Source organism: Jiangella asiatica (assembly GCF_004349065.1).
GTDB classification, from domain to species: domain Bacteria; phylum Actinomycetota; class Actinomycetes; order Jiangellales; family Jiangellaceae; genus Jiangella; species Jiangella asiatica.
Window position 1 is genome coordinate 22,078 of sequence record NZ_SMKZ01000034.1, and the last position, 20,489, is coordinate 42,566.

Genomic DNA, 20,489 nt, shown 5'->3' on the forward strand with positions numbered 1-20,489 from the left:
GTAACAGCTACCGGGGCAGGTCAGGCCGGCTCGCGCCACATGCACCACAGCGGGGGGCCGTCGGGGAGCCGGATCACCTTGGTGGTCTCGAAGCCGTGCCGCTCGTACAGGGAACGGTTGCGCTCCGAGGTGGCCTCCAGATAGGCGGGTACGCCGTCGCGGTCACACCCGCTCAGGACCGAACGCAGCAGCGCCGTGCCCAGGCCCTGGGACTGCCAGGCGTCCCGGGTGCCGAGGATGAAGAGGTACTGGTGCTCCCTGTGGGTCGGGTGGTGCTCGTCGAGCAGGCCCATCGCGGTGAACATGCGGTCGGCGTACTGCTCGGACGCCGTGGCGAGGTCGCCCACCATCCGTTCGTCGTCGATCTCGGCGGTCGGCGGGACCCAGACGGAGGCCGCCACGCCTCCGAGCGCGGTCTCCACCCCGCCGTGGGGGATCGCCGCCTCGAGAATGACGCGGAACGCCGTCGGCAGGATCCGTGCCCGCGCCGCCACGTCCGGGTAGCACCACGAGAGAACCGGATCGGACTGGAAAGCCTCGGCCAGGGTGGCCGCGAGAGTGTCGGTGTCGGCCGGGGCGGCGCCGCGCACCGTGATGGTTTGGATGCTCATCGTTGTCATCTCCTCGTCGGTGCTCCCGAATGGGAGCTCGACTCCAGGCTGCGCCGTCAGGCGGGGCGGCCGCGTCGCAGGATGACACCAATCTCCGGGTCCGGAACAGATGGCGGATTCCCGCCAGCTGACTCCGTCCGCCGCGGCTCACACGTTGTCGATCAGTCCGTCGCGCAGCGCCAGGGCGACCGCGGCCGACCGCGACCCGACCTCGAGCTTGCCGAGGATGTTCGTCATGTGGCGGTTCACCGTGTGCTCGCTGACCACCAGCGCCCGGGCGACGTCGCGGTTGGTCAGGCCACGGGCGATCAGGCCGAGCACTTCACGCTCGCGGGACGTCAGCGGTGACCGAGCCCCGGACGGTTCGGACCCGGCAGGCTCGGACGCGCGGCCGTGCAAGCCGCCCAACAGCGCGTCGGCCCGCGCCTGGTGATGGTCCGCGTCCGCCGGCCGCCCGTCCCTGTCGAGCACCCGGGCCAGTGCGATGAGGGCGCGGGCCTCGTCCCACGGTGCGCCGACCCGGTGGAAGAGCCGGGCCGCGTCCTCGAACGCGACCCGCGCCTCGCCGAGGTCCGCGGCCGCCTCCGCCACGAAGCCGGCCGCCCATGCGACCGAGGCCCGGCTGGGAACCGTGCCGAGGCGCTCGGCGACCGCGGTCAGCTCGGCCAGCGCGGCCCGCGCGGTCACCAGATCCCCCTCCGCCGCGGCCGCCCGGGCCAGAAGCTCCAGCCCGGCGGCCCGCGGGGTCGCCGGCCCGGAGGCGCCGTCGCGGAGGTACTCCTCGGCTCGGTCCCGAGCGGCCCGGACTTCCCCGGCGTCCAGGTGGAGCTCGCCCATGCCCAGGATCGAGAGCGGGTGTGCCGGCGCCTCCTCGAAGAGCCGCAGCGCTTCCTCGGCCCGCGCCTGACGACGTCGCAGCTCGCCCAACCGGGCACCGGCGTCCGAAACCGCCGGGGGCCTCAGCTCGACGAGCGCTCGCATCGCCTCGGTCAGCTCGGCCTCGGCCGCATCCCAGGCACCCTGCCAAACCAGCACGCTGGCGTAGCGCGCACGACAGGTGTGCTGGAGCGCGCCGAGCCTCCGCGTGGCCCACTCCTCGATGCTCCGGCACCACTGGACCGCTCGCTCGTAGTCACGGACCTGCTCACAGCCGTAGATGAGGTAGCAGCAGCACCAGCCGGCCGCCCACGTTTGGTCCAGCTCGTCCGCGAGCGCGGCCGAGGCGGCCTCCTCGAGCCTCCGGCTGCCCTCGTCGACATACCCGGCGAAGACCTGCGCCAGCCCGATCGTGGAGGTCGCCAGCGACTCGAGGTCGAAGTGGCCGAGACGGCGTGCCAGGGCCAGCGCCTCCGAGCCGTGCGCGATCGCGGTATCGGTGTCGCCGACGTACATCAGTTTCTCGGCCTCGTGGATCAGTAGCAGGCCGTACTCGAGGGTCTCCTCCCGCCCCTCCAGCAGCCGACGGGCCCGGGCCAGCCACCCGCTGGCGACCGCCGTCTGGCCCCGGAAGTCGACGGAGTCGGTGCCGAGCCAGCACGCCATCCGCGCCGCGCCGAGGTCGTCACCGGCAGCGCGGTAGGCCCGGTAGGCGAGTTCACGGGCCTCGAAGAGGGCCTCGACGTCGTTGCGCCACCAGGCTTCCCAGCTCAGGGCCTCGAATGCCTCCGGGGAGGCCGATAGGGCACTGGAGGACGAGGCCACTACCGTCTCCATGAGGCCATTGTGCACCCGATGGAGAAGGCTGGTCGGCGTCGTGGACCACGATCCTGCCACTGCCGAGGGTGATCAGGCAGTGGTGCCGCACCGCATGGCCTTCCCGTCGGTCGTAAAAGCGACCGGGACGCCCTCCATGATCATCAACGGTGGGCGACACCATGACGTCGCCAACCGTTGATGATCACCGGACACGACTCCACTGGCGACGCGCACCTCACGGGCCTCAGGGCCACACGTCGCGCCTACGGGTCTGCGTCACTGTCCTCGGGCGGGGTGAGGTGCCGTCCAGGCGAGTGCCGACGAAGCCGCCAGCATGACGACCCATGCTCGACCCCGCCACCACGCCGCCATCCGCACGCCCAACCACGCCCACATCGTCACCACCGATGGCGGCTAACACCCACGCAGCAGAAGAGCCTCATGGGGCTGTGCGCTTCAGGCGTCCTGTAGATGAAGTTTGAGTGGACCCATCCGTCGCCAGATCCGGCCGATCGCGGACGTGAACAGTCGGCTGCGCTCGGCCATCGAGGGCTGCGACCAGGGGTGGCGCCCCGCGGCAGCCTCTCCAGCGCGGCGATCAGGTATCTCCGAGCTGGGATGGGCTCGGCCTCGCCGCCGTTCGTGGGCTGGGCCCGCTGTTCTCGCGGGCGCCGCTGGTACCTCCTCGGCGCAGGCCGTCCCGGCCCACGCCGACGGAGGCCTCGATGCCGACCAGGTCGGGTACCAGCCGCGTCGGGGCGGCCAGCGCCGCTCGGTGGGCGGTGGTCAGGGCCGGTTTCGCTGGCCCACTGACCCCCGGCGGACGAAGTCGCGCAGGGCACGCGAGACGCTGCGGCGCCGCAACGCGGGGGTTGGGGCCGCGGCGGTCTCACGCATTCCATCGATGATCTCGCGCAACACCGTCACGGCGTCGACGCTGGGCGACCAGCCGAGCTCACGAGTAGCCCGCGAACAGTCGAGCAGCGGCAGCGCGAACCCCATGTCCAGCCACCCGGTGTCCACCTGCTGAAGCCGGGCGTGCCAGGCCGCGGACATCACCGTGCGCACGACGAGCGACGGCACATGGATAGGGCGCGCCCCGAGCACCTCGGCGATCCGGTCGGTCGTGATCGGCGGCTCGGCTGACAGGTTGAACGCCCCGCCGACCATCCGGTCCAGCTCGCGGACGACCGCGTCGGCCACGTCGTCGGCGTGAACCACCGGGAAACGGAGGCCTCGGTCGAGCGGGACGACCGGGATGTGGTCGAGCACCTTCGCGGGGACGATCGCAGGTACGCCGTACCGCAGCAGCGCGCTCCCCGCCGTCTTCTGCCCGACGATGCCGGGCCGCATCCGGCTGATCAAGGTGCTGTGGCCCGTCGCCTCGTGGCGGTCGAGGAGCCGCTCGGCCGCGGCCTTGTGGACGCTGTAGCGCGAGCTGCGCACCCCGCCGGTCGGCCAGGACTCGTCGACGCGCACGTCGTCGGACTTGGGGGAGTAGGCGCCGACCGAGGACATGTGCACGAGGTGCGGTACGGCGGATGCGGTGACTGCCTCGAGGACCCGCCGGGTGCCCCCGACACCGAGCTCCTCGAGGTACTTCAGGTCATGGGAGGGTTGGAAGCCCCACGCAAGGTGGACGACGGCGTCGGCCCCGCGGAATGCCTCGATGAGTGTGTGCACGGCCTCGTCGAGGCTGAGGTCGACCGCGCGCCACTCGACCGCCTCGCCGCCCGGCACGACCTCGGGGTCGTCCGGCAGCCGACGGGCCAGACCGACGATCTGGTGCCCGCCGGCGCGCATGAGCCGACGCAGCAGCGCCGTGCCGATGTTGCCGGTCGCGCCGGTGATGACGATCCTCATGGCGAGCCTCCGTGCCGTGCCGCCGACGCACGCCAGCGGTCCCTTCCGGCGAGCCTGGCAGCACGCGGCACGCGTGGCCGGCCCGACCATGTCGCCGGACGAGGCGCTGCAGACGACGCACTCCAACAGCAGCGACCCGGCGGTGGGTCACCGAGTGTGGTCAGGGTGTCGCCTGCCGGTCCCGTTCTTCCCGTCCCGTCGCCAGGCCGATAGCGACCTTGCCGATCCCACGGACGACACTCGTGGCGCCGATGGCGCCGGAGGGCTCTGTCGTGTGTCATCGTGCGGTTCCTTCACTTCGCCGTTCGCGCGGTCGAGTTGTTGCGATGACGGCTCCGGATGGGTCGGCTGTTCAGGTTCTGCCAGCTCGCTGGCGTAGTCAGCGGTGTGCATGACGAACCAGTGGAGATGGGGCCTTTCCGTACCCAACTGTTTCGGGCACACACGCTGTGTCTTCCCCGAGATGCCGGTGACCCGGCCTGTTCACGGGAGGCGTCGTCGAGGAATTCTCTGACGGGGGTAGATGTATCGATCGGTATCAGCCGACCGGATCGGCTCGGGCCGGGGATGAAGACCGCCGCCCCGGGTACGGCCAGGTGTCGTCGAGGAAGGGGTGATGGAGATGGCGGCGATCGAGAAGGGTGACGAGGTCACGTGGAACAGCCACGGTGGCACGGCCGAGGGCACCGTGGAGCGCGAGATCACCGAAGACACCGAGGCCGGCGGCCGTACCGTCCGAGCTGGCAAGGACGACCCGCAGTACCTGGTCCGCAGCGAGAAGACCGGTGGTACGGCCGTCCACAGACCGACGGCGCTGACGAAGAAGGAGTGACGTCGTGGCCAGTGACGAGATCGACCAGATCTGGGACGACTGGAGGGACGCGGTCAACATGACCGCGAAGGAGCTGTCCGACTGGCTCCAGACCCCGGAGTCCACAGCGGTCGGCGACAAGAGCGGCGACGGCGAGTCCACCGGGCACGAGTCAGGGCGCCGGATCGTCGAGATCCTGCGCACCCGTAAGGACGACCTCGACGAGGACGACGCGGCGCACATGCGGAGAGTAGTCGGCTACGTGCACCGCCACTTGGCGCAGAAGCCGTCTGGTGACGTGACTCGGACCCCGTGGCGTCATTCTCTGATGAACTGGGGCCACGACCCGCTCAAGAGGTGAGCGTGCGTGTCAGCCCTTGCGAACGCGCGTGTGCCGGGTCGGGAACGATCGAAAACCTTCCCGGCGTCCCGGTCCCGGGAGCCCAAGGGTGCAGGTCTGACTGAACCGGGGTTGGAAACAGCAGAGACTGTTTAGAAAGCTGTGACTCGGGCACCGGTTCGTGCATGAGCACAGATGGCCGCGCCCAGACGTTCGCGGACGCCTTGCGACAGTTCGAGGAGAGCGGCGACGGGGGCCAGCTCGTCGGTTGCTTCGCCGAGTCGCCCGAGCTGGTCCGATCCGAAAGCAACAGGTCCACCCCACAGGACGTGGCCGAGTTCTGGAACAGCTACCGCGACCAGTTCTCACAGGTGCGCACCGAGTTCACGACGATCCAGGAAGGCGGCGACCTCGCAGTCCTCGAGTGGCACACCCGTGCTCGGCTGGACGCCGGCCGGTCGATCGACTACGACGGTGTCTCGGTGCTGACCTTCGACGACCAGGCCAAGGTTCGCCGGTTCGCCACCTACTTCGATACCGCTGCGTTCCTTCCTGCTTAGCAGTGACTGGGGGTTTGTCAGTCAAACGGTTGTGGTGAAGTCGGCCGGGTCCGCTCCGGCTTCGTGTCCGCGTGCTGTCGTCTCCGATGTCAGCCGCCGCCGATGCCAGCGTGCTGGCGCCGACCGAGGCTCGCCGGGCGCCATGTTGCGCAGACTCTAGGCGTTCAGCACGAAGATGAACTCCTCGATGCCGTCGTCGGGCGCAGGCGCCTTTGCCTCCTGCACGCGATCGCGCCGAAAGCCACACTTGTCCAGGACGCGGATCGAGCCCACGTTGTGTACCGCGACATGGGCGTACAGCGGCCGAATCGACACCTCGTCCACAAACAGGGCGAGCGCCTGTGTCGCGACGCCGCGGCCCCAATACTCGCGTCCGACCCAGTAGCCGAGTAGTTGTTGCCCGTTCTCCTGCCAGCTGCCGATGTTGCCCGCCACCATGCCATCCGCAACGATGGTGCGCACAATTTTTGTGTCGTCGGCGCGGACCTTCGCCCAGTGCGCCGCGAACTGATCCTTGTCGCGAGCCGGGAACGCCGCCATCTCGATAGCCTGCGGATCCGCCTGGTGGTCAAAGAACACGTCGAGATCCCGGTCTTCGACACTCCTGAGACGCACTGCGGGTGTCACGTCGTGGACCTCGGTCATGTCCGGTCGCTCCTCGTCTCGGTCCTGGTGTCGACCACCGTGAGTGAGCGGGCGCCCGAGACCGACTACCGCCAGGCACCCACCACCTCGACGGGCTTAACTATTTCATCGACCACCGACAATATGGTTCCCGCTAACGTCCTGATCTGCCGCTGGTCGTGCGACCAGCCTATGGCTGCTGCCAGCCCCAGGTCGGCGTCAGACCGTCAGGCTGCCAAAGCGCGTCAACGATCTGAGTCCGTCACGGATCCGTCCACGACGCACATGCCCTGCACGTCTTGCACTTGCCCGACTAACCGTGCGAATAGCCGTGACGTTGACATCCCGGCGTTGAGCAAGCGGATTATTCGCTCCCGGTTCCGGTGAGGTGGCGTCGCGGGTGTCTCGGCGATGGCAACGTGCGGGCGACAGTGTCGCCTTTACGTTTACGTCTCGGGGTGGGTGTTGCGCGAGGTTCCGGGGTCGGCGCGGCTGGTGCTGGTCGATGGCGTGGTGCATTTGGACGAGGAGACGGCGGTCTTCGAGGCGATGCTGTCCGGGTGGGAGCGGCAGCAGCACGCGCGTCTGCTGGGCGAGTCGACGATCACAGCGCGGACGGCGCTGGTGCGCCGGTTCACCGAGTTCTGCGAGGCGCGGCCGTGGGCATGGAAGCCGGGCGACGTGGAGGACTTCACCGTGTCGCTGATGTCCGGCGCTCAGCGGCTGGCGCCCTCGACGATCCGCGGCTATCAAATGACGCTGCGGATGTTCTGCGACTATCTCACCGACGCCCGCTACGGCTGGCTGCGCGAGTGCGCGACCCGGACCGACCTGCCGATGCCGGCGGTGCGGACGCGAGGACAACTGCTACGGCGCCAGCTGCGGCCCATGCACTCTGCGCGACCGCGCCACTGTCCTGCTCACTACCCCGGCCACCGGGCGTATCCAGGAACAGCTGACGCCGGTGTTCGACGCGACGCTGACCTCCGATCGCCCGCAGACCGCGCTCTACTGGCTCAGCCGCCCACCCGGACACGGACCATGGGTACTCGCTGCGATGGCGTCCGGTGAGCTGGAGATCAGCCGCACCACGTTCGAGCAGCTGCCGGCAGACAAGGCCACAACTACCTGCGGAACCTGCTAGCCGCGGTCGGCGTGCTGCCGGCGTATCACGCCCGGATCGAGCGGATGCTCCCGTGGCTGCACCAGCACCTTGCCGAGCTGCCGGCCGAGCACGCCGACCTCGTCGGCCGGTTCGCCCGCTGGCAGGTGATCCGCAAACTGCGCCTCGCCGCCGAACGGGCCGAGCTCACCAACACCCAGGTCGTGAACGCCCGCAACCGGATCCTCGCCGCGATCCGGTTCCTGACCTGGACCGCCGAACAGGCAATCCCGATCAACGAGGCGACGCAGGCCGACCTCGACCGCTACCTCGCCGGCCAGGCCCGCACTACCGGCGCCACCCTGCACGGCTTCATCGCCTGGCTGCGCGGCAGCGGCATCAACACCAGCCTGGCGACCACGCCGCGACCGCAGGCCCTGCCGGAGGTCACCATGTCCGAGCAGGAACGATGGGCCCACGTCGACCTGCTCCTGCACGACGACACGATCCGCCTCTACACCCGCATCGGCGGGCTGTTCATGCTGCTGTTCGCCCAGCCGCTGGCCACCATCTGCCGCATGCGCACCGACCAGATCACCGTCACCGACGGCGGTGAGGTGCTGGCCCGGTTCAACGCCACGCCCCTGCAGATGCCCGCACCGCTCGACGCGCTCATCCGCGACCACCTGACCCGGCGACGCCAGGTCTCCTACGTCAGCCGGAACGGTCGATGGCTGTTCCCCGGCGGTATCCCCGGCAACCCGGACCCACAGAGAACATCCGTAGCCAGCTCGTCGCGCGCGGCATCAAAACCCACGACTCACGCAAGGCCGCGCTGTTCCAGCTCGCCGCCGAGGTGCCCACCCCGATCCTGGCCGACCTGCTCGGCATCCACACCACCCCCGCCGTCGCCTGGGCCACCCTCGCAGCCCGCGACTGGAGCGGCTACCTCGCCGAACGAGCTCGCTGACGGCTCTCACGTCAAGTGGTCGACGGCGTCGGCGAGCTCCTCAACGCGACGCCGGCCGTCGAGCTCGAGACTTGCTCCCGCACGCAGCAACGGCTCGACCTCGGCGGCATATCGACGGATCTCGGCCTGCTGCTCCGATGTCCGTCCGTATGGGTTGTTCGAGCGTCGTGCGACACGATCGATCAGGACCTCGACGGGCGCGCTGAGCAGCACCACATGATCGAACCGGTCATAGAAGCGGCCCTGGTTCTCGACCGCGCCGGACACGACGACGTCGCGGTGCGTCGCCAGGAGCTCCTCCATCCGGAGCTCGTCCCAGCCGCCATCGGCGCGCACCCAGCCGCCGTAGTCGGTGTCGACCGTGCGACGTCCACGCCGCTCCAACTCCTTCAGCAGGGTCGACTTTCCCGCTCCGGACATGCCGGTGACCAGGATGCGAGGCACCCCAGAAGCCTAAAACGCCGACAACTGACCCAGACCGCTCCATCGCCGACCGGGGCCACGACCCGCTCGAATCGTCATGGGCTGTTGTGGGCCCCGCTGCTCGTGCCAGGTATCGGCGGGCCACCAGCTGACGCTGACACAATGCCGGCATGTCGCTAGTGCGCATTCTGGACACCTTGGAGACCGATCGCCTCATCCTTCGGCGTAGCAGCGTGGGCGACGCCGCCATCTATCGCCAGATGTGGACCGAGCGGGATCCGCGGGTGCCGCCGCATCGGCAGATAGATCCCGAGGGCCGACCGACCGTGGAAGACATCGCCGCGCAGATACGTGCGGCGTGTGAGGAGTCGAGGCTAGGGATTCTGACGGTGGAGCGGAAGGACACGGCCGACGTCATCGGGTATTGCGGGCTGACCCCGTATGGGAACGGATCGCCCGACGAGCCTGAGTTGGCCTACGAGTTGCTGCGTGCGGCTCACGGCTGCGGCTACGCCACCGAGGCGGGTCGGGCTGTGGTTACCTGGGCGAACGAGGTGGGCTACCGGCGACTGTGGGCAGGGGTCTGGAACTGGAATGTCGCGTCGCGACGAGTCCTGGAGAGGCTCGGGTTTCGCGAAACGGGCCGGGTGGAGCCCATCTCTGCCCACGGCCACAGCCTGCTAACGGTACGAGAGTTCTGAACGTGCCTGGTAGATACGCACTCGGGAAAGGACTGAGCCCGTTCGGCACCCGGCCGTCCTCGATGCACACGGCATAGGCCGCCAGCCGAAAGCCCATTCCCGCACGTTATCCCCCACGTCCAAGATCCCGCTGCTCGCCCACGACCGTGCGCTGGTCACCGCATCTCGCGTCCAAGACAGCGCCAGCCGTCGAACGCGCCGACTGGCCCAGGATCGGCAAGGACCAATTCGCCCTTATCGAATACTCCCGCTCCGCCAATAGAGGGCCTGCCGGCCCCGGGCCTGGCCGGCTGTCGGCGCGCGGCCTTGTCGCGCCTGCGTCGCACCCGCCGAGTTCGCTCTCACGTTCCCGGTGCTCACCCACTATGGCGTGCGCCTGTGGGTGCCGGAGGTCGGGGAAGCAGTGGATCAGGCCGCGTTCGCGGATGCGACGGAAGATCGCGTCGAACCGGTTCTCGCCAGTCCGGTCAACTCGAACGCGGCGGGTGGGCGCGGCAGAACATCCGCACGGCCTCATTCACCTGCTCGGGCCGCTCGAGGTTGCTGAGGTGGCCGGCGCCCTCGATCACGACGAGCTCGGCGCCGGGAATCGCCTCCTCGAACTGGTGCGCGACGCTCAGCGGCGAGCGCACGTCCAGCTCCCCCCAGATCAGCAGGGTCGGGACGGCGATGCGAGGCAGCAGGTCGCGCTGGTCGGCCTCAGCCATGATGGTTAGCTGGTGCCCGAGGGTCGCGGGGCGGACGTCGGCGGCGATGGCGGTGAGCAGCGGGACGAACCTCGTAGGCGGGTCGCTGGCGAAGAGGCCGGGAAGTGTGGGATCGAAGTCCTCAGGCGGCGCGGCGAGCATCTGGCGGGTGCCGGCGACCCGCTTTCGCACCTCGTCTGCGGGCAGGGAGCCCTTCCAGCCGGCGTAGGTGTCGATCATGATCAGGGTCGCAACCAGCTCGGGATGACCGCGGTAGAGCTCAAGCACCACGGTGCCGCCCCAGGAGAGGCCGGCGATGTGCGCGGGCCCGAGATCAAGCGTCTCGATCAGCGTTGCGAGGGAGTCGGCAAAATCCGTGAGGCCGAAGCCCTCAGGCAGATCGGAGGACCGGCCAGCCCCCGGCTCGTCCCAGACGACAACCGTCAACTCGTCGGCCAGGCCAGCAACCTGCGGTTGCCAAATGCGGCCGTCCTCGGCCGCACCGTGGACAAAGACCACGGGCGGCCCCTCCCCGGCCCGCTCGTAGGCGATCTCGAGCCCTCTCGCCTCGATGACCTCCACCGTCGCAGCCTACTCGGGTCGCGCTCGGAGTCCCTTCTTGCACCCGCCGAGGTCATGCCCGGCCCGGCTACACCACGTGCTGTTCGGCAACGCGCGCTCGTCGGCAGATCCGGACGCCGCCGGTAGTCGCCGAAGTGACGCGACTTCCGTAGGTCACTGTCGTTGGGTCGGGGCGCGCGACGGTCGAGGTCACCGGCTCATTCGTCGGGCGTCGCCTCGATCGCGTCGAGGGGTCGGTTACGGCGTAGCGGTGATGCGGGGTTGTGTGGGTTCGGACGTGTCGAGGCCGGCGTGTCGGGCGTGACGGTAGCGAGCAGGTCACGCACCAGCGCGACGCGACCGGCCCGGACCTCCAGCACCTCGGCGTACGACGGTGTGGCCGTCGTGCCGGTCCGCGGCAGGCCCCTGGCATCCTCGCGCAGAACCTGCCGGTGCGGCGGGCGGTCGAGGTGACGGCCCCGGCCGGCATGCCGGCGGACGAGGCCGTTCTGCCGGCCCATCGGGACGGAGCCGGGGGTGACGACGTCCGCTCGACATGAGTCCCGCGATCGGCGTCCGCGTCAGAAAGGTCATCCGTCCGGGACGGGTCGGGGTGTTCTCGGGGATCGATGCGGGGGAACCCCGATGCCCTGGCGGATGCTGGTTGACAGCATGAGGGAATGATCTCGACGCAGTTGTCACGAAGGGCGTTCGCCGGAGCTGCTCTGTCGGGGGTGGCCGCGCTGGCCGCGGCCGCGGCGCTGCCCCCGCGCCTGGCCGGCGCCTCGCCCGCGCCGCTTCCGTCGCTGGACCCGGATGCTTTGCAGGCGGCGATCGACGACCTGGAGCACCCGCCGTCGACCGCGGCTCAGCTGCGCGTCGGCGGCACGGCCGGCTCCTGGTACGGCACCTCGGGGGTGGCCGACCTCGAGACGCGGCGGCCGCCGACGAAGCACGACAAGTTCCGGATCGGCAGCATCACCAAGGTTTTCGTCGCCACCGTCGTGCTGCAGCTGGTCGCCGAGAGGCGGGTCGACCTGGACGCGCCGGCGCGGCGGTTCCTGCCAGAGCTGCTGCCGGCCCGGTTCGCTCGGGTCTCAGTGGCGCACCTGCTGAACCACACCAGCGGCCTGCCTGACCACGTCGGCATCCCCGAGCCGGACACCCCGGAAGAGGTGTTCGAGCACCGGTTCGATCGGTGGACTCCGCAGGAGTGGGTCGCGACGGCGACCCACGGGCCGCTCAAGTTCGCCCCGGGCACCAGGCAGGAGTACCGCGGCATCAACTATGTGCTGGCCGCATTGATCATCGACAAGGTGACCGGCCGTCCGTACGGGGAGGCTGTCGAGGCTCGCATCCTGCGCCCACTCGGCCTGGCGCATACTCTCGTGCCCGGCGACGACCCGTACATCCATGGCCGATACGTGCACGGGTACCTGGGGATGGCCGATGGCAGTCTGCGGGACATCACCGCGTACGACCAGTCGTCCTGTCGGGGCGAGGGCGACATGATCTCCACCACGAGCGATCTGGACCGGATGCTCACCACGCTGTTCTCCGGCGACCTGCTGCCGCCGGACCTGCTGGAGATGATGTTCACGTTGCCGCCGGAGGAGGTGCGGATGTTGGACGGCTCACCGGCCCGCTACAGCACCGGCCTGCAACAGGCAGCCGTCAACGGCATCACCCTCTGGGGCAAGACCGGCGAGAAGTACGGCTACAAGAACGCCGCGTTCTCAACCCGCGACCAGCGGCGCCGCTTCGTGCTCGCGTACAACCCGACGACCGCCCGCACCGGCGAGGAGAGCCAGATGGTCGCCCGAGTCGCCGACCTCCTCACCCGCGGCGCGAGCACGGAGGGCTAGGGCGCATCGCCTGAACATCTTGCCTACGAGCCCTGGCACATCGGCGCCATGCCGAGCCCGTGCCAGGGGTCGTCCAACTGGCGTGTACGACGCGGCCCGAGCACCAGGTGTGCTGATCGACCCTCGACATCTGGCCACGAACGTTGCTGTCCCGTCCCTGACGGCCGGAAAATCGAGCCTTCATCTTCTTCCCGATCGCGTACTGCTCCGCGACGGTAAGCACTACACCGACATCGACTATCGCCACCTTCGTACTCACGGATACCAGCAGCGCTTCATCGAGAACCCCGGCCGGATCCCGAGGGATGCGCGCCAAATCGATCAAACCTCGCAGTACGTCAACGTCAAGGGCGGCCCTGACCGGCGCTTCTCGAACAATCCGGTCCTGCCGATCATGCTCTACGGCAACATCGACCTCAGCAGCCAACACGGCTTGGATTGGCGCCTGCAGATCTCCCGAGCGGACGCGGCGACCGTGATCGCCGACGCGCTTGTTGACGCACCTGCCGTCGAGGAGGCCAACTGAAGCGCTATCGATCGTCGGCCGGTCGCGAGCGCTGGCACCGGCGCTCGGTGTCACGTCGGAGCTGCCGTGCTGGCCAGCCGGGGACGAGCCAGCCGAGAGAGACTGGCCTACGAGCCCACGTAGTTTGTGTTCGCGCCGGGGTGTGGTGTCCGCGCGGGGCTTGAATCGATCATCCTTGAAGGGAGCGGGCGGCGGCCATGAAGCGATGCCAGGTCTGTGGCGTGCAGTTCGACGCCGATGACCCCGAAGCGTGGTCCTGCAACGTGGCCCACCTGGGTCGACACATCCCCACCGACCGGCCGGGCACCGTGTACGTTCTCCACTTCGACCAACCGACCTACGTGACCGATGGTGATCGCCGGCATGTACAGCCGACCACCCACTATGTCGGCTGGACCGGCGGACGAGTCGAGCGGCGGGTGCGGCACCACGGCGTGCCCGCCGACAGCATGGTCGACACGATGCCGGGCACGGCGGAGGATGAGAAGCAGCTGAAGGCGATTGGCCAGTGCCGGCGCTGTGGGACGCTGCTGGCGCCCGAGTGCCTGGGTGCGGCGCCACAGCGGCGCCGATGGACCGAACGTTGACTGCGCGACCGGCAACCCTCGCCCGCGATACGTTCCTGTCGCTCGTGGCGACCGCCCAAGGCCGGGCACCCGGCGTCGGCTCTGCACCACGACCTCGCGCCTCACATGTGGGGTACTCAACGGCCAGCGAACCGCGGTCAGGCTGCTTGTGCGGCTGGCGTACTCGGACGGGGAGCGGCTCGTCCGAGCCGAGGCGGACCGAGCTGGAACTGCGGTGAGGCACCGCTGACGCCTACAGTGGGCATATGACCAGCCAGGCTCAGGAACTTCTTCGCGCCGCGCTCGCGCTGCCGGTCAACGACCGTGCTGACGTCGCGGCCGAGCTGCTTGCCAGCCTCGACGAGCCAGCCGATGCCGATCGGCAGGCTGTCGAAGAGGCATGGGCACACGAGATCGAGCGCCGTGCACGTCGTGTCCTGGCCGGCGAGTCTGCCGGCGAGCCGTGGGGGGACGTCCGCGCACGACTCACGCCGAACGCCTGACTCCACCGTTGGAGCATCAGGTACGGATCGAGCCGGAAGCCTCTGCCGAGCTCGAGGACGCCATCCGCTGGTACGACAAACAGCACGCTGGCCTCGGTGCAGACTTTCTCGGCGCGGTGGATGCGACCATCGCCCATGTCGACAGGTGGCCGGACAGCGCTCCGGCCATGCTTCACGTTGCCGCTGAAATCGCGGTCAGCCGAGCGCCAGTTCAGCGATTCCCGTACGGCGTCGTCTACCTGGTTCTCGATGACACGACCGGATCCTCGCCTTCGCCTACGAGCGACGCAAGCCGAACTACTGGCATAGCCGAACGGGCGGACGATAGCGGCTTCCGCATGTAGCACGTACCTGCAAGTGCGTCGGAAGGAGCTGGGGCGACGAGCCGCTACCGCAAGTGGCGCGACACCGACCACCTCGAACGCGCTGTGGAGACCGCTGGTGGTCCGGAGATCTTCGGCGACGAGGTTCGGCAGCTACGCGACCAGGCGCGCGGCTGGCGGCTCGCGGAGCAACGCAAGCGTCGAGGGCTGGCGTAGGCCCAGGTCGCCGAGCAGATGGGCACCTCGGTGTCCAGGGTGTCGCAGATCGAGAAGGGCGACGTCTCAACCCGAGACGTTATCGACCGCTAGGTCTCCGCCTCGGCGGAACCCTTAACCTCGTCGCCGACGAGCAGCTGAAGGATCGGCTGATAGACCGCCGCCGCCAGCCTCCGCCTCCATCGAGCTTCCGACGAGATGCGCTGATGTTTCGTTCGGAGCGGCAGGGAGTACATCGGGCACCTGATCTGGGTGGAAGTCTTGGCGCACCTTGCGTCCTTCGGAGCCGGAACGACGCAGGTCGCGGGGCCCCTTCGCGCCCTGAGCCCAAACCACGACTCGAGCGCGTGTCCGCCCACTGGGCCTCGGCCCTGCTCAGTCGGGACCGTCGATCGTCGATGCGGCTTCCGAGAACAACTGTGCCAGCGACGATCGCCAGGAAGGGAGATCTCGCGAGAGCGTGAGCCAGGTCAGCTCGCAATTGATCTCGTCGTACTGATGGATGATGAAGTTGCGGTTCACTACCGCCAGCGCCCACTCCACGCCGTCGGGCGCCAACACGCCGAGTCGGGACAGCCGGTTGGCGGCCTCGCCAAGTTTCATCATCAGCGAGTCACCGGCCTCCTGAAGGAGGTCATCGGCGAAGTAGGCGTCCTACCCGCGGTGGATGATCTCGTCGACGCGTTCGAGCCAGCCCTCGATGTGGAGAAGCTCCTTGGCTGCCTTGCGGTCCATCAGAGGAGGACCGCCTCGCGGCGAATGTCGTCATCGAGTTTCGGCTTCAAGCTGCCGTAAGACACGAGGTAAGACACGAGGTCGATCTCGCGGCCGAGAACCTGCTCGAGGAGCTGCTTGAAGCGGACGAACCCGAACGACGACGTGCCCCCAGGTGCCTCGACCAGTAGGTCGATGTCGGAGTCTGTGCGCGCTTCGTGGCGCGCGACGGAGCCGAACACCGCGAGTCGTGAGTAGCCGTGTTCGGTTGCTATCGCCTTGAGGATCGGCGCAGCAGCATCCAGCAGCACCTCGGGGTGCACGTCGTCGAGCTCGGGCGCGAACGTGAGTTGCTGGCTGACGGCCGGCTGCGTGATGCGGAGTGCACCGGCGATCTGTCGCTGGCTCATCCCGGTCGCCACCATCGCGCGCAGGGCGAGCACGCGCCGAAGCCGCGCGAGCTCCTCTTCGCGCCTGGCGTCGCGATACTCGGCCAGCAGTGCCATAAGGCAGGCTTATCAGGCTTCGTCACGCACCCTCGTTCAGCAGCTGCCGCTTCGCGGCGATATGACGCACTCCGGGCGCACGCGCGGATCGCGGAAGATGGGGACGGTCTCGCGCCTACGATCTCGCATCTCGTACCGAGCCGGTCATGACGGGCTGAGCTTGCGCCGGGGTAGGTCGCGGTGGCCACCATGAGGGATGGCCACAATGGCGCTGCACCGCGGTCGGATGCTGTGGGTGCTCGTGGTCGTTCTGCTGATCGGCGGAGTGGTGGTCGGGATGTTGTGGTGGCTGCAGCGGGAGCTGATCTACTTCCCTGACGCGTCGTCCGTGCCGACGGCCGGTGAGGTGATCGAAGGAGCGCGCGATGTCACGCTGTACACCGACGATGGGCTCGAGCTGGGTGCGTGGTTCGCACCGGCGGCGCCCGCGTCCGCAGCGTCCGGGCCGGCGGCGACTGACTATCGGATGGCGGTTCTGGTCGTGCCGGGCAACGGCGGGAACCGAGTTGGCCGGGCCGGTCTGGCGGAGGAGCTGCGGCGGCGCGGGCTCGCCGTACTTCTGATGGATTATCGCGGGTACGGCGGCAACCCGGGCAGCCCGAGCGAGGAGGGCCTGGCGCGCGACGCGACGGCCGCCGTGGAGGCGCTGGAGGACCTGGGCTACCCGGCCGAGCGCACGATCTACTTCGGGGAGTCGCTGGGCAGCGGCGTCGTGGCGGCGCTGCAGGCGCTGCGGCCGCCCGCCGGGGTGGTGCTGCGGTCGCCGTTCCCCGAGCTCGCGGATGTCGGGTCCCGACACTACCCATGGCTGCCGGTGCGGCTGTTGCTGCGCGACCGGTTCCGCGTGGTGGAGCACCTCGCAGGCAGCGAGGTGCCGGTAACCGTGGTGTACGGCGACCGGGACTCGGTCGTGCCCCCAGACCTCAGCGCACGGGTGGCTGACGAGGCGCCAGCGCTATCCGAGCGGGTGGTGATCGCGGGAGCGGACCACAACGACGCCGTGATGTTCGGGCCTCGAGTGGCGGCGGCGGTGGCACGTTTGGCCGACAAGGTCGGCTGAGCTTCGCTAGCAGTCGGCGCGGCTCCACCATCCCCGGCCGCTCGGCGACCGAGGCCAGGAAGTGTGCCCGCGGCGGAGTGACGCGCGTCAGCCGATCTGCTCGAACAGGGACACGATGATCCCCTCGGGCCCGCGGACGTAGGCCATACGGACACTGCCCTCGTACTCGCCGACACCACCCACCAGCCCGTACCCGTCCGCAGCCACCGCATCGACGGCCGCCTCGAGGTCGCCGACCTCGAAGGACACGTTGCGCAGACCCAGCTCGTTGGCCATCGCCGCGGGCGATCCAGGCACGTGGTCGGGCGTGACGAAGCTCGAGAGCTCCAGCCGGGTTCCACCGGCGGGCAGCCGCAGCATCGCGATCTCACAGTGCGCGCCAGGGATGCCGCAGACGGTCTCCACGAACTCGCCCTCCACCGATCCGGTGCCCTCGACCTCGAAACCCAGCCCGACGAAGAACGCCGTCACCGAGTCCAAGTCCGCGACGGTGATGCCGATGTGGTCGAAACGTTGTACGTGTGCCATGTGATCCATCCTCCGCTGGTGATCTGGTCGCTTCGATGCTGGGACGGAGCCGGGTCCGGGATCTCGACATGTTCCAGCCGCAACCTTGTGATCACCCCGATCTTGAGAAGTCGTCTGGGACGGCATATTGCTCTCGCGGCGGTAAGACACATTGCGAAGGGCCGCACTGTAAGCGGTAGCCCCGACGCCACGCGATGCGGAGGCGGCGAGCCTCAACGGCGCGGCGATCTCGGCTATCGTCCGGCTCATGGTTGACGCCCTGCCGCTCCGGATCTTCCTAGCCTCCCCGGGCGGCCTTGAGGATGAACGCGCTGCAGCGCGCGCATGTGCTAGCGAGCACGGGGTCCGCCGCGATGGCGTCAGCAACGTGACCTACGAAGTGATCGAGTGGGATCGCGTGCGTGGCACCGCGCGACGGGCGCAGGAGGCGATCAATGAGTTGATCGCCGAAAGTCACTTCATGATCGTGCTGTTCAAGAGTGCCTGGGGCAGCGAGCCGGGCAGCCCATGGGGATACACCTCCGGCACCGAGGCTCTTCACGGGCCTGCTTGAGCTGGGGCAAGCTGAGCAGCCGATGCGGGACATTCGGGTCGCGTTCATCGAGGATCCGAACCCGAACGAACGGATCGTCGAACTGCGCCAGCAGATCGTGGAGCGACATTCGGTGATGTTTGAGTCAATCGTTGACGTGGGAGATCTGAAGCAGAAGCTGGCCGTACGCCTCGAGTCGTGGGAGACGCTTGCAGGCACCAAGATCCCCAGACACGTTGATCTGCTGTCGTCTTCCGGGAAGATGTGCTGCGGGCCGCGAACCAACGACTACGGGGCGAGAAGCTCGTCGACCTCGGGCAGCCCGACGCTGGGCGCGCGGCGCTGGAGGAGGCTGCGGCTCTGGGCGGCCCGATCGAGCTCTTGGCATACGCGAGGCTCCTCCGCCGGGACGGCGACCTGAACGGCGCGTACGTCTCCACGCAAAGGCGATTAGGTACTTCGTCGAAGGGGGCAGTCTCTACTCAACGCTCGCCGCGGACGCCTTCTCCGCTCAAGCCAGGGTGCTTAGCGCCCAGGGTCGCCACAACGACGCCATCGGACGGCTTGAACACGCGCTCACCCTGCTGCTCGCAGACGACGGTTACGCCCGGACGGTCCGCTGCCGGATACTCGACGACATCGGGCTCGCACGCAGAAGGTCAACGATCTGTCGGGTGCTCGACGGAGCTTCGAGGCGGCTTTGCAGGTGAGGCGTGAGTCTGGGCGAGGCACCGAGGTATACAGTCCTTGATTAACCTCGCGAGACTCGAAGTGGCCGACGGTGAGCTGGACACCGCCGCCGGTTACGCGGATGAGGTGATCGCGACCCTTCGCGGGACACCTCCGTCTGGCCTGCACGCGAACGCGTTTCGAGACGACGATCGACCTAGCTCTATGAGGCGCAGGACAACCAGCCGAGCACGACTGACGACGCCGATGCCGTCGTTGCCGATTCCGAGCCGAGACCACACTCCACCCCGGAGCGTGGGGTTGTGGTGAGTGTCCGAGGGGGGACTTGAACCCCCACACTGTCTGAGGCCAAACGGCTTCTCACCAGCCAGTATGGCACAGGGGGAGGCCCGGAGGTAACGCGGAGGTATCCGCGTTCTGCCAGCACTTTTCCAATCGGTCGTTACCAAGGTAACGGCCAGGCAGAGCCAGGGAGCCTCCGATGTCCAACCAGACACCCACCATTCCGCCCGTCCCGCAGCCGCCGGCCACGAAGCGCCGCCGCTGGCCGTGGATCGCTGCCATCGTCCTGGCGCTGTTCGCTGGCGTCGGCATCGGCTCTGCGTCCGGCGAGACCGGGACGACCGCGATGCCGGAGCCGCAGGTCGTCACTGAGACGGTGACCGAGACGGTCACCGAGGAAGTGGCCGTCACGCCGGACGCCTGCCTGAACGCGCTCGATGCCGCCGAGGCCGTGATCTCTCACGCGCAGACCGCGATCGGGCGGATGGGTGAGGGCTTCGAGGCTGCAGCCTCCTTCGACATCAGTGGCCTCGACGAGTTGACTGCCTGGCTGGATGAGCAGACGCCGGTGGTGCGCGACGCGCGTGCCGAGTACGACACTCGGGCAGCTGAGTGCAGGAGCGCCGAGTGATGGCCGCCCACCGTGCACCTCGCAGCCGGCCGCGCCACGCGCGCCGCAGCGCTCGCCGGCCCCGCGGACTACGCTTCCTGATCCCGCTGCTGGCTCTTGCCGTGGCGTTCGTCGGTGGCGTGGCGACGGCCACGGCCGGCGGCGGCTACCTGCGCGAGGCCGACGTAGATAACCCGATCGCGAGCCGTGGCTGCGTCATCCGCTTCGACACGCTCTCGAGGTCGGGCGCCTCGGTCGTTCCGCGCATCCATGCGAACGAGACTCACGCCTGCGTCGGCGTGACGTCCCTGTCGGTGGACTGGTCGTCGGGCTCCAGCCGCGGCGACCTGATCCTCAACAACACTGGCGGACCCGGCGCGGTCGTGTCGGTGACGGTCGAGGAGGACGAGTCGCTCGCGGCTCGGGACATCCAGTGCGGACCGTCTGGCGGCGGCACAACGACCCGCATCCGTTGCTATCGCGACGGCGTGAAGATCCCGGCGTACTCGCTGGAGATGTATGGCAAGAACGTGAACCTGTGGGTGGGGTGGGACATGTGGATGGGGGAACTGTGAGCGACCGGCAGCTCAGCTGGGCGGTCGCCCTGATCATCCTCGTGCT

At 68.7% G+C, this 20,489-nt stretch carries 26 protein-coding genes and 1 pseudogene; 16 read left to right on the top strand and 11 right to left on the bottom strand.

Features of this window, described 5'->3' with window-relative positions:
- Positions 1-20: 20 nt before the first annotated feature.
- The 3 genes from E1269_RS21080 to E1269_RS21090 all read right to left on the bottom strand — a co-directional run bounded on the left by E1269_RS21080 (position 21) and on the right by E1269_RS21090 (position 4,169).
- Positions 21-611, bottom strand: a complete 591-nt coding sequence (locus E1269_RS21080) for a GNAT family N-acetyltransferase (RefSeq protein ID WP_131898194.1) — start codon at positions 609-611, stop codon at positions 21-23.
- Positions 612-758: 147 nt separating this feature from the next.
- Positions 759-2,324 (bottom strand): LuxR family transcriptional regulator, encoded by a 1,566-nt coding sequence (locus E1269_RS21085; protein WP_131898196.1) that lies wholly within the window; start codon positions 2,322-2,324, stop codon positions 759-761.
- A gap of 768 nt (positions 2,325-3,092) precedes the next feature.
- Entirely contained in the window at positions 3,093-4,169 is a 1,077-nt protein-coding gene (locus tag E1269_RS21090; protein WP_131898198.1) for an NAD-dependent epimerase/dehydratase family protein, read from the bottom strand.
- A 622-nt stretch (positions 4,170-4,791) separates the two neighbouring features.
- Between E1269_RS21090 and E1269_RS21095 the strand changes: the two genes are divergently transcribed.
- The 3 genes from E1269_RS21095 (at position 4,792) to E1269_RS21105 (ending at position 5,880) form a co-directional block, all read left to right on the top strand.
- Entirely contained in the window at positions 4,792-5,001 is a 210-nt protein-coding gene (locus tag E1269_RS21095; RefSeq protein ID WP_131898200.1) for a hypervirulence associated TUDOR domain-containing protein, read from the top strand.
- Between the two features lie 4 nt (positions 5,002-5,005).
- On the top strand, positions 5,006-5,341 hold the full coding sequence (locus tag E1269_RS21100; protein WP_131898202.1) for a DUF3140 domain-containing protein: 336 nt from the start codon (positions 5,006-5,008) through the stop codon (positions 5,339-5,341).
- A gap of 164 nt (positions 5,342-5,505) precedes the next feature.
- Positions 5,506-5,880, top strand: a complete 375-nt coding sequence (locus E1269_RS21105; RefSeq protein WP_131898204.1) for a nuclear transport factor 2 family protein — start codon at positions 5,506-5,508, stop codon at positions 5,878-5,880.
- A 156-nt stretch (positions 5,881-6,036) separates the two neighbouring features.
- Here E1269_RS21105 and E1269_RS21110 read toward each other — a convergent pair whose 3' ends face one another.
- Positions 6,037-6,525: a GNAT family N-acetyltransferase gene (locus E1269_RS21110; RefSeq protein WP_203433945.1), complete on the bottom strand. Its 489-nt coding sequence runs from the start codon at positions 6,523-6,525 to the stop codon at positions 6,037-6,039.
- Positions 6,526-6,969: 444 nt separating this feature from the next.
- Here E1269_RS21110 and E1269_RS33015 point away from each other — a divergent pair, with 444 nt between their 5' ends.
- Positions 6,970-7,575, top strand: a complete 606-nt coding sequence (locus E1269_RS33015) for a hypothetical protein (RefSeq protein ID WP_203433946.1) — start codon at positions 6,970-6,972, stop codon at positions 7,573-7,575.
- 69 nt (positions 7,576-7,644) lie between these two features.
- On the opposite strand, the gene E1269_RS21120 is transcribed toward E1269_RS33015, so the two are convergent.
- Positions 7,645-8,292, bottom strand: coding sequence for a hypothetical protein (locus E1269_RS21120; protein WP_131898205.1), 648 nt, complete (start codon positions 8,290-8,292; stop codon positions 7,645-7,647).
- Positions 8,293-8,336: 44 nt separating this feature from the next.
- On the opposite strand from E1269_RS21120, the gene E1269_RS21125 reads away from it, so the two are divergent.
- Complete coding sequence (locus E1269_RS21125) at positions 8,337-8,576, top strand: hypothetical protein (protein WP_131898207.1); 240 nt, start codon at positions 8,337-8,339, stop codon at positions 8,574-8,576.
- A gap of 6 nt (positions 8,577-8,582) precedes the next feature.
- Here E1269_RS21125 and E1269_RS21130 read toward each other — a convergent pair whose 3' ends face one another.
- Positions 8,583-9,020: an AAA family ATPase gene (locus E1269_RS21130; RefSeq protein WP_162606550.1), complete on the bottom strand. Its 438-nt coding sequence runs from the start codon at positions 9,018-9,020 to the stop codon at positions 8,583-8,585.
- A gap of 149 nt (positions 9,021-9,169) precedes the next feature.
- On the opposite strand from E1269_RS21130, the gene E1269_RS21135 reads away from it, so the two are divergent.
- Complete coding sequence (locus E1269_RS21135) at positions 9,170-9,700, top strand: GNAT family N-acetyltransferase (RefSeq protein ID WP_131898209.1); 531 nt, start codon at positions 9,170-9,172, stop codon at positions 9,698-9,700.
- A 467-nt stretch (positions 9,701-10,167) separates the two neighbouring features.
- Here the strand turns inward: E1269_RS21135 and E1269_RS21145 are convergent, their stop codons facing one another.
- Together E1269_RS21145 and E1269_RS33020 are read right to left on the bottom strand one after the other, a co-directional pair.
- The gene (locus E1269_RS21145; protein ID WP_131898211.1) at positions 10,168-10,968 is read right to left on the bottom strand and encodes an alpha/beta fold hydrolase; all 801 of its coding nucleotides are present in this window, start codon (positions 10,966-10,968) and stop codon (positions 10,168-10,170) included.
- A gap of 197 nt (positions 10,969-11,165) precedes the next feature.
- On the bottom strand, positions 11,166-11,468 hold the full coding sequence (locus tag E1269_RS33020; RefSeq protein WP_203433947.1) for a hypothetical protein: 303 nt from the start codon (positions 11,466-11,468) through the stop codon (positions 11,166-11,168).
- Between the two features lie 159 nt (positions 11,469-11,627).
- Between E1269_RS33020 and E1269_RS21155 the strand changes: the two genes are divergently transcribed.
- The 5 genes from E1269_RS21155 to E1269_RS21175 all read left to right on the top strand — a co-directional run bounded on the left by E1269_RS21155 (position 11,628) and on the right by E1269_RS21175 (position 14,751).
- Complete coding sequence (locus tag E1269_RS21155) at positions 11,628-12,812, top strand: serine hydrolase domain-containing protein (RefSeq protein WP_131898213.1); 1,185 nt, start codon at positions 11,628-11,630, stop codon at positions 12,810-12,812.
- 82 nt (positions 12,813-12,894) lie between these two features.
- Positions 12,895-13,338, top strand: coding sequence for a hypothetical protein (locus E1269_RS21160; protein ID WP_131898215.1), 444 nt, complete (start codon positions 12,895-12,897; stop codon positions 13,336-13,338).
- A 221-nt stretch (positions 13,339-13,559) separates the two neighbouring features.
- Positions 13,560-13,925 (top strand): hypothetical protein, encoded by a 366-nt coding sequence (locus E1269_RS21165; RefSeq protein WP_131898217.1) that lies wholly within the window; start codon positions 13,560-13,562, stop codon positions 13,923-13,925.
- A 245-nt stretch (positions 13,926-14,170) separates the two neighbouring features.
- Positions 14,171-14,407, top strand: coding sequence for an addiction module protein (locus E1269_RS21170; RefSeq protein WP_131898219.1), 237 nt, complete (start codon positions 14,171-14,173; stop codon positions 14,405-14,407).
- A gap of 8 nt (positions 14,408-14,415) precedes the next feature.
- Positions 14,416-14,751 carry a hypothetical protein gene (locus tag E1269_RS21175; protein ID WP_131898221.1) on the top strand — a complete coding sequence of 112 codons (336 nt, stop codon included), beginning with the start codon at positions 14,416-14,418 and terminating at the stop codon, positions 14,749-14,751.
- A 570-nt stretch (positions 14,752-15,321) separates the two neighbouring features.
- On the opposite strand, the pseudogene E1269_RS21185 reads toward E1269_RS21175, so the two are convergent.
- Positions 15,322-15,573, bottom strand: a pseudogene (locus tag E1269_RS21185) (HepT-like ribonuclease domain-containing protein); the annotation flags it as partial.
- A gap of 107 nt (positions 15,574-15,680) precedes the next feature.
- On the bottom strand, positions 15,681-16,166 hold the full coding sequence (locus tag E1269_RS21190) for a nucleotidyltransferase domain-containing protein (protein WP_131898225.1): 486 nt from the start codon (positions 16,164-16,166) through the stop codon (positions 15,681-15,683).
- 205 nt (positions 16,167-16,371) lie between these two features.
- Here E1269_RS21190 and E1269_RS21195 point away from each other — a divergent pair, with 205 nt between their 5' ends.
- The gene (locus E1269_RS21195; protein ID WP_203433948.1) at positions 16,372-17,226 is read left to right on the top strand and encodes an alpha/beta hydrolase; all 855 of its coding nucleotides are present in this window, start codon (positions 16,372-16,374) and stop codon (positions 17,224-17,226) included.
- A gap of 87 nt (positions 17,227-17,313) precedes the next feature.
- Here the strand turns inward: E1269_RS21195 and E1269_RS21200 are convergent, their stop codons facing one another.
- Positions 17,314-17,754, bottom strand: a complete 441-nt coding sequence (locus tag E1269_RS21200) for a VOC family protein (RefSeq protein ID WP_131898227.1) — start codon at positions 17,752-17,754, stop codon at positions 17,314-17,316.
- Between the two features lie 247 nt (positions 17,755-18,001).
- On the opposite strand from E1269_RS21200, the gene E1269_RS21205 reads away from it, so the two are divergent.
- The 4 genes from E1269_RS21205 to E1269_RS21220 all read left to right on the top strand — a co-directional run bounded on the left by E1269_RS21205 (position 18,002) and on the right by E1269_RS21220 (position 20,443).
- Entirely contained in the window at positions 18,002-18,307 is a 306-nt protein-coding gene (locus tag E1269_RS21205; RefSeq protein WP_131898229.1) for a hypothetical protein, read from the top strand.
- A gap of 22 nt (positions 18,308-18,329) precedes the next feature.
- On the top strand, positions 18,330-18,707 hold the full coding sequence (locus E1269_RS21210) for a hypothetical protein (protein WP_131898231.1): 378 nt from the start codon (positions 18,330-18,332) through the stop codon (positions 18,705-18,707).
- Between the two features lie 750 nt (positions 18,708-19,457).
- Positions 19,458-19,889: a hypothetical protein gene (locus E1269_RS21215; protein WP_131898233.1), complete on the top strand. Its 432-nt coding sequence runs from the start codon at positions 19,458-19,460 to the stop codon at positions 19,887-19,889.
- Positions 19,889-20,443 carry a hypothetical protein gene (locus E1269_RS21220; RefSeq protein ID WP_131898235.1) on the top strand — a complete coding sequence of 185 codons (555 nt, stop codon included), beginning with the start codon at positions 19,889-19,891 and terminating at the stop codon, positions 20,441-20,443. Before E1269_RS21215 ends, E1269_RS21220 begins: the two co-directional genes overlap by 1 nt.
- Positions 20,444-20,489: the final 46 nt, after the last annotated feature.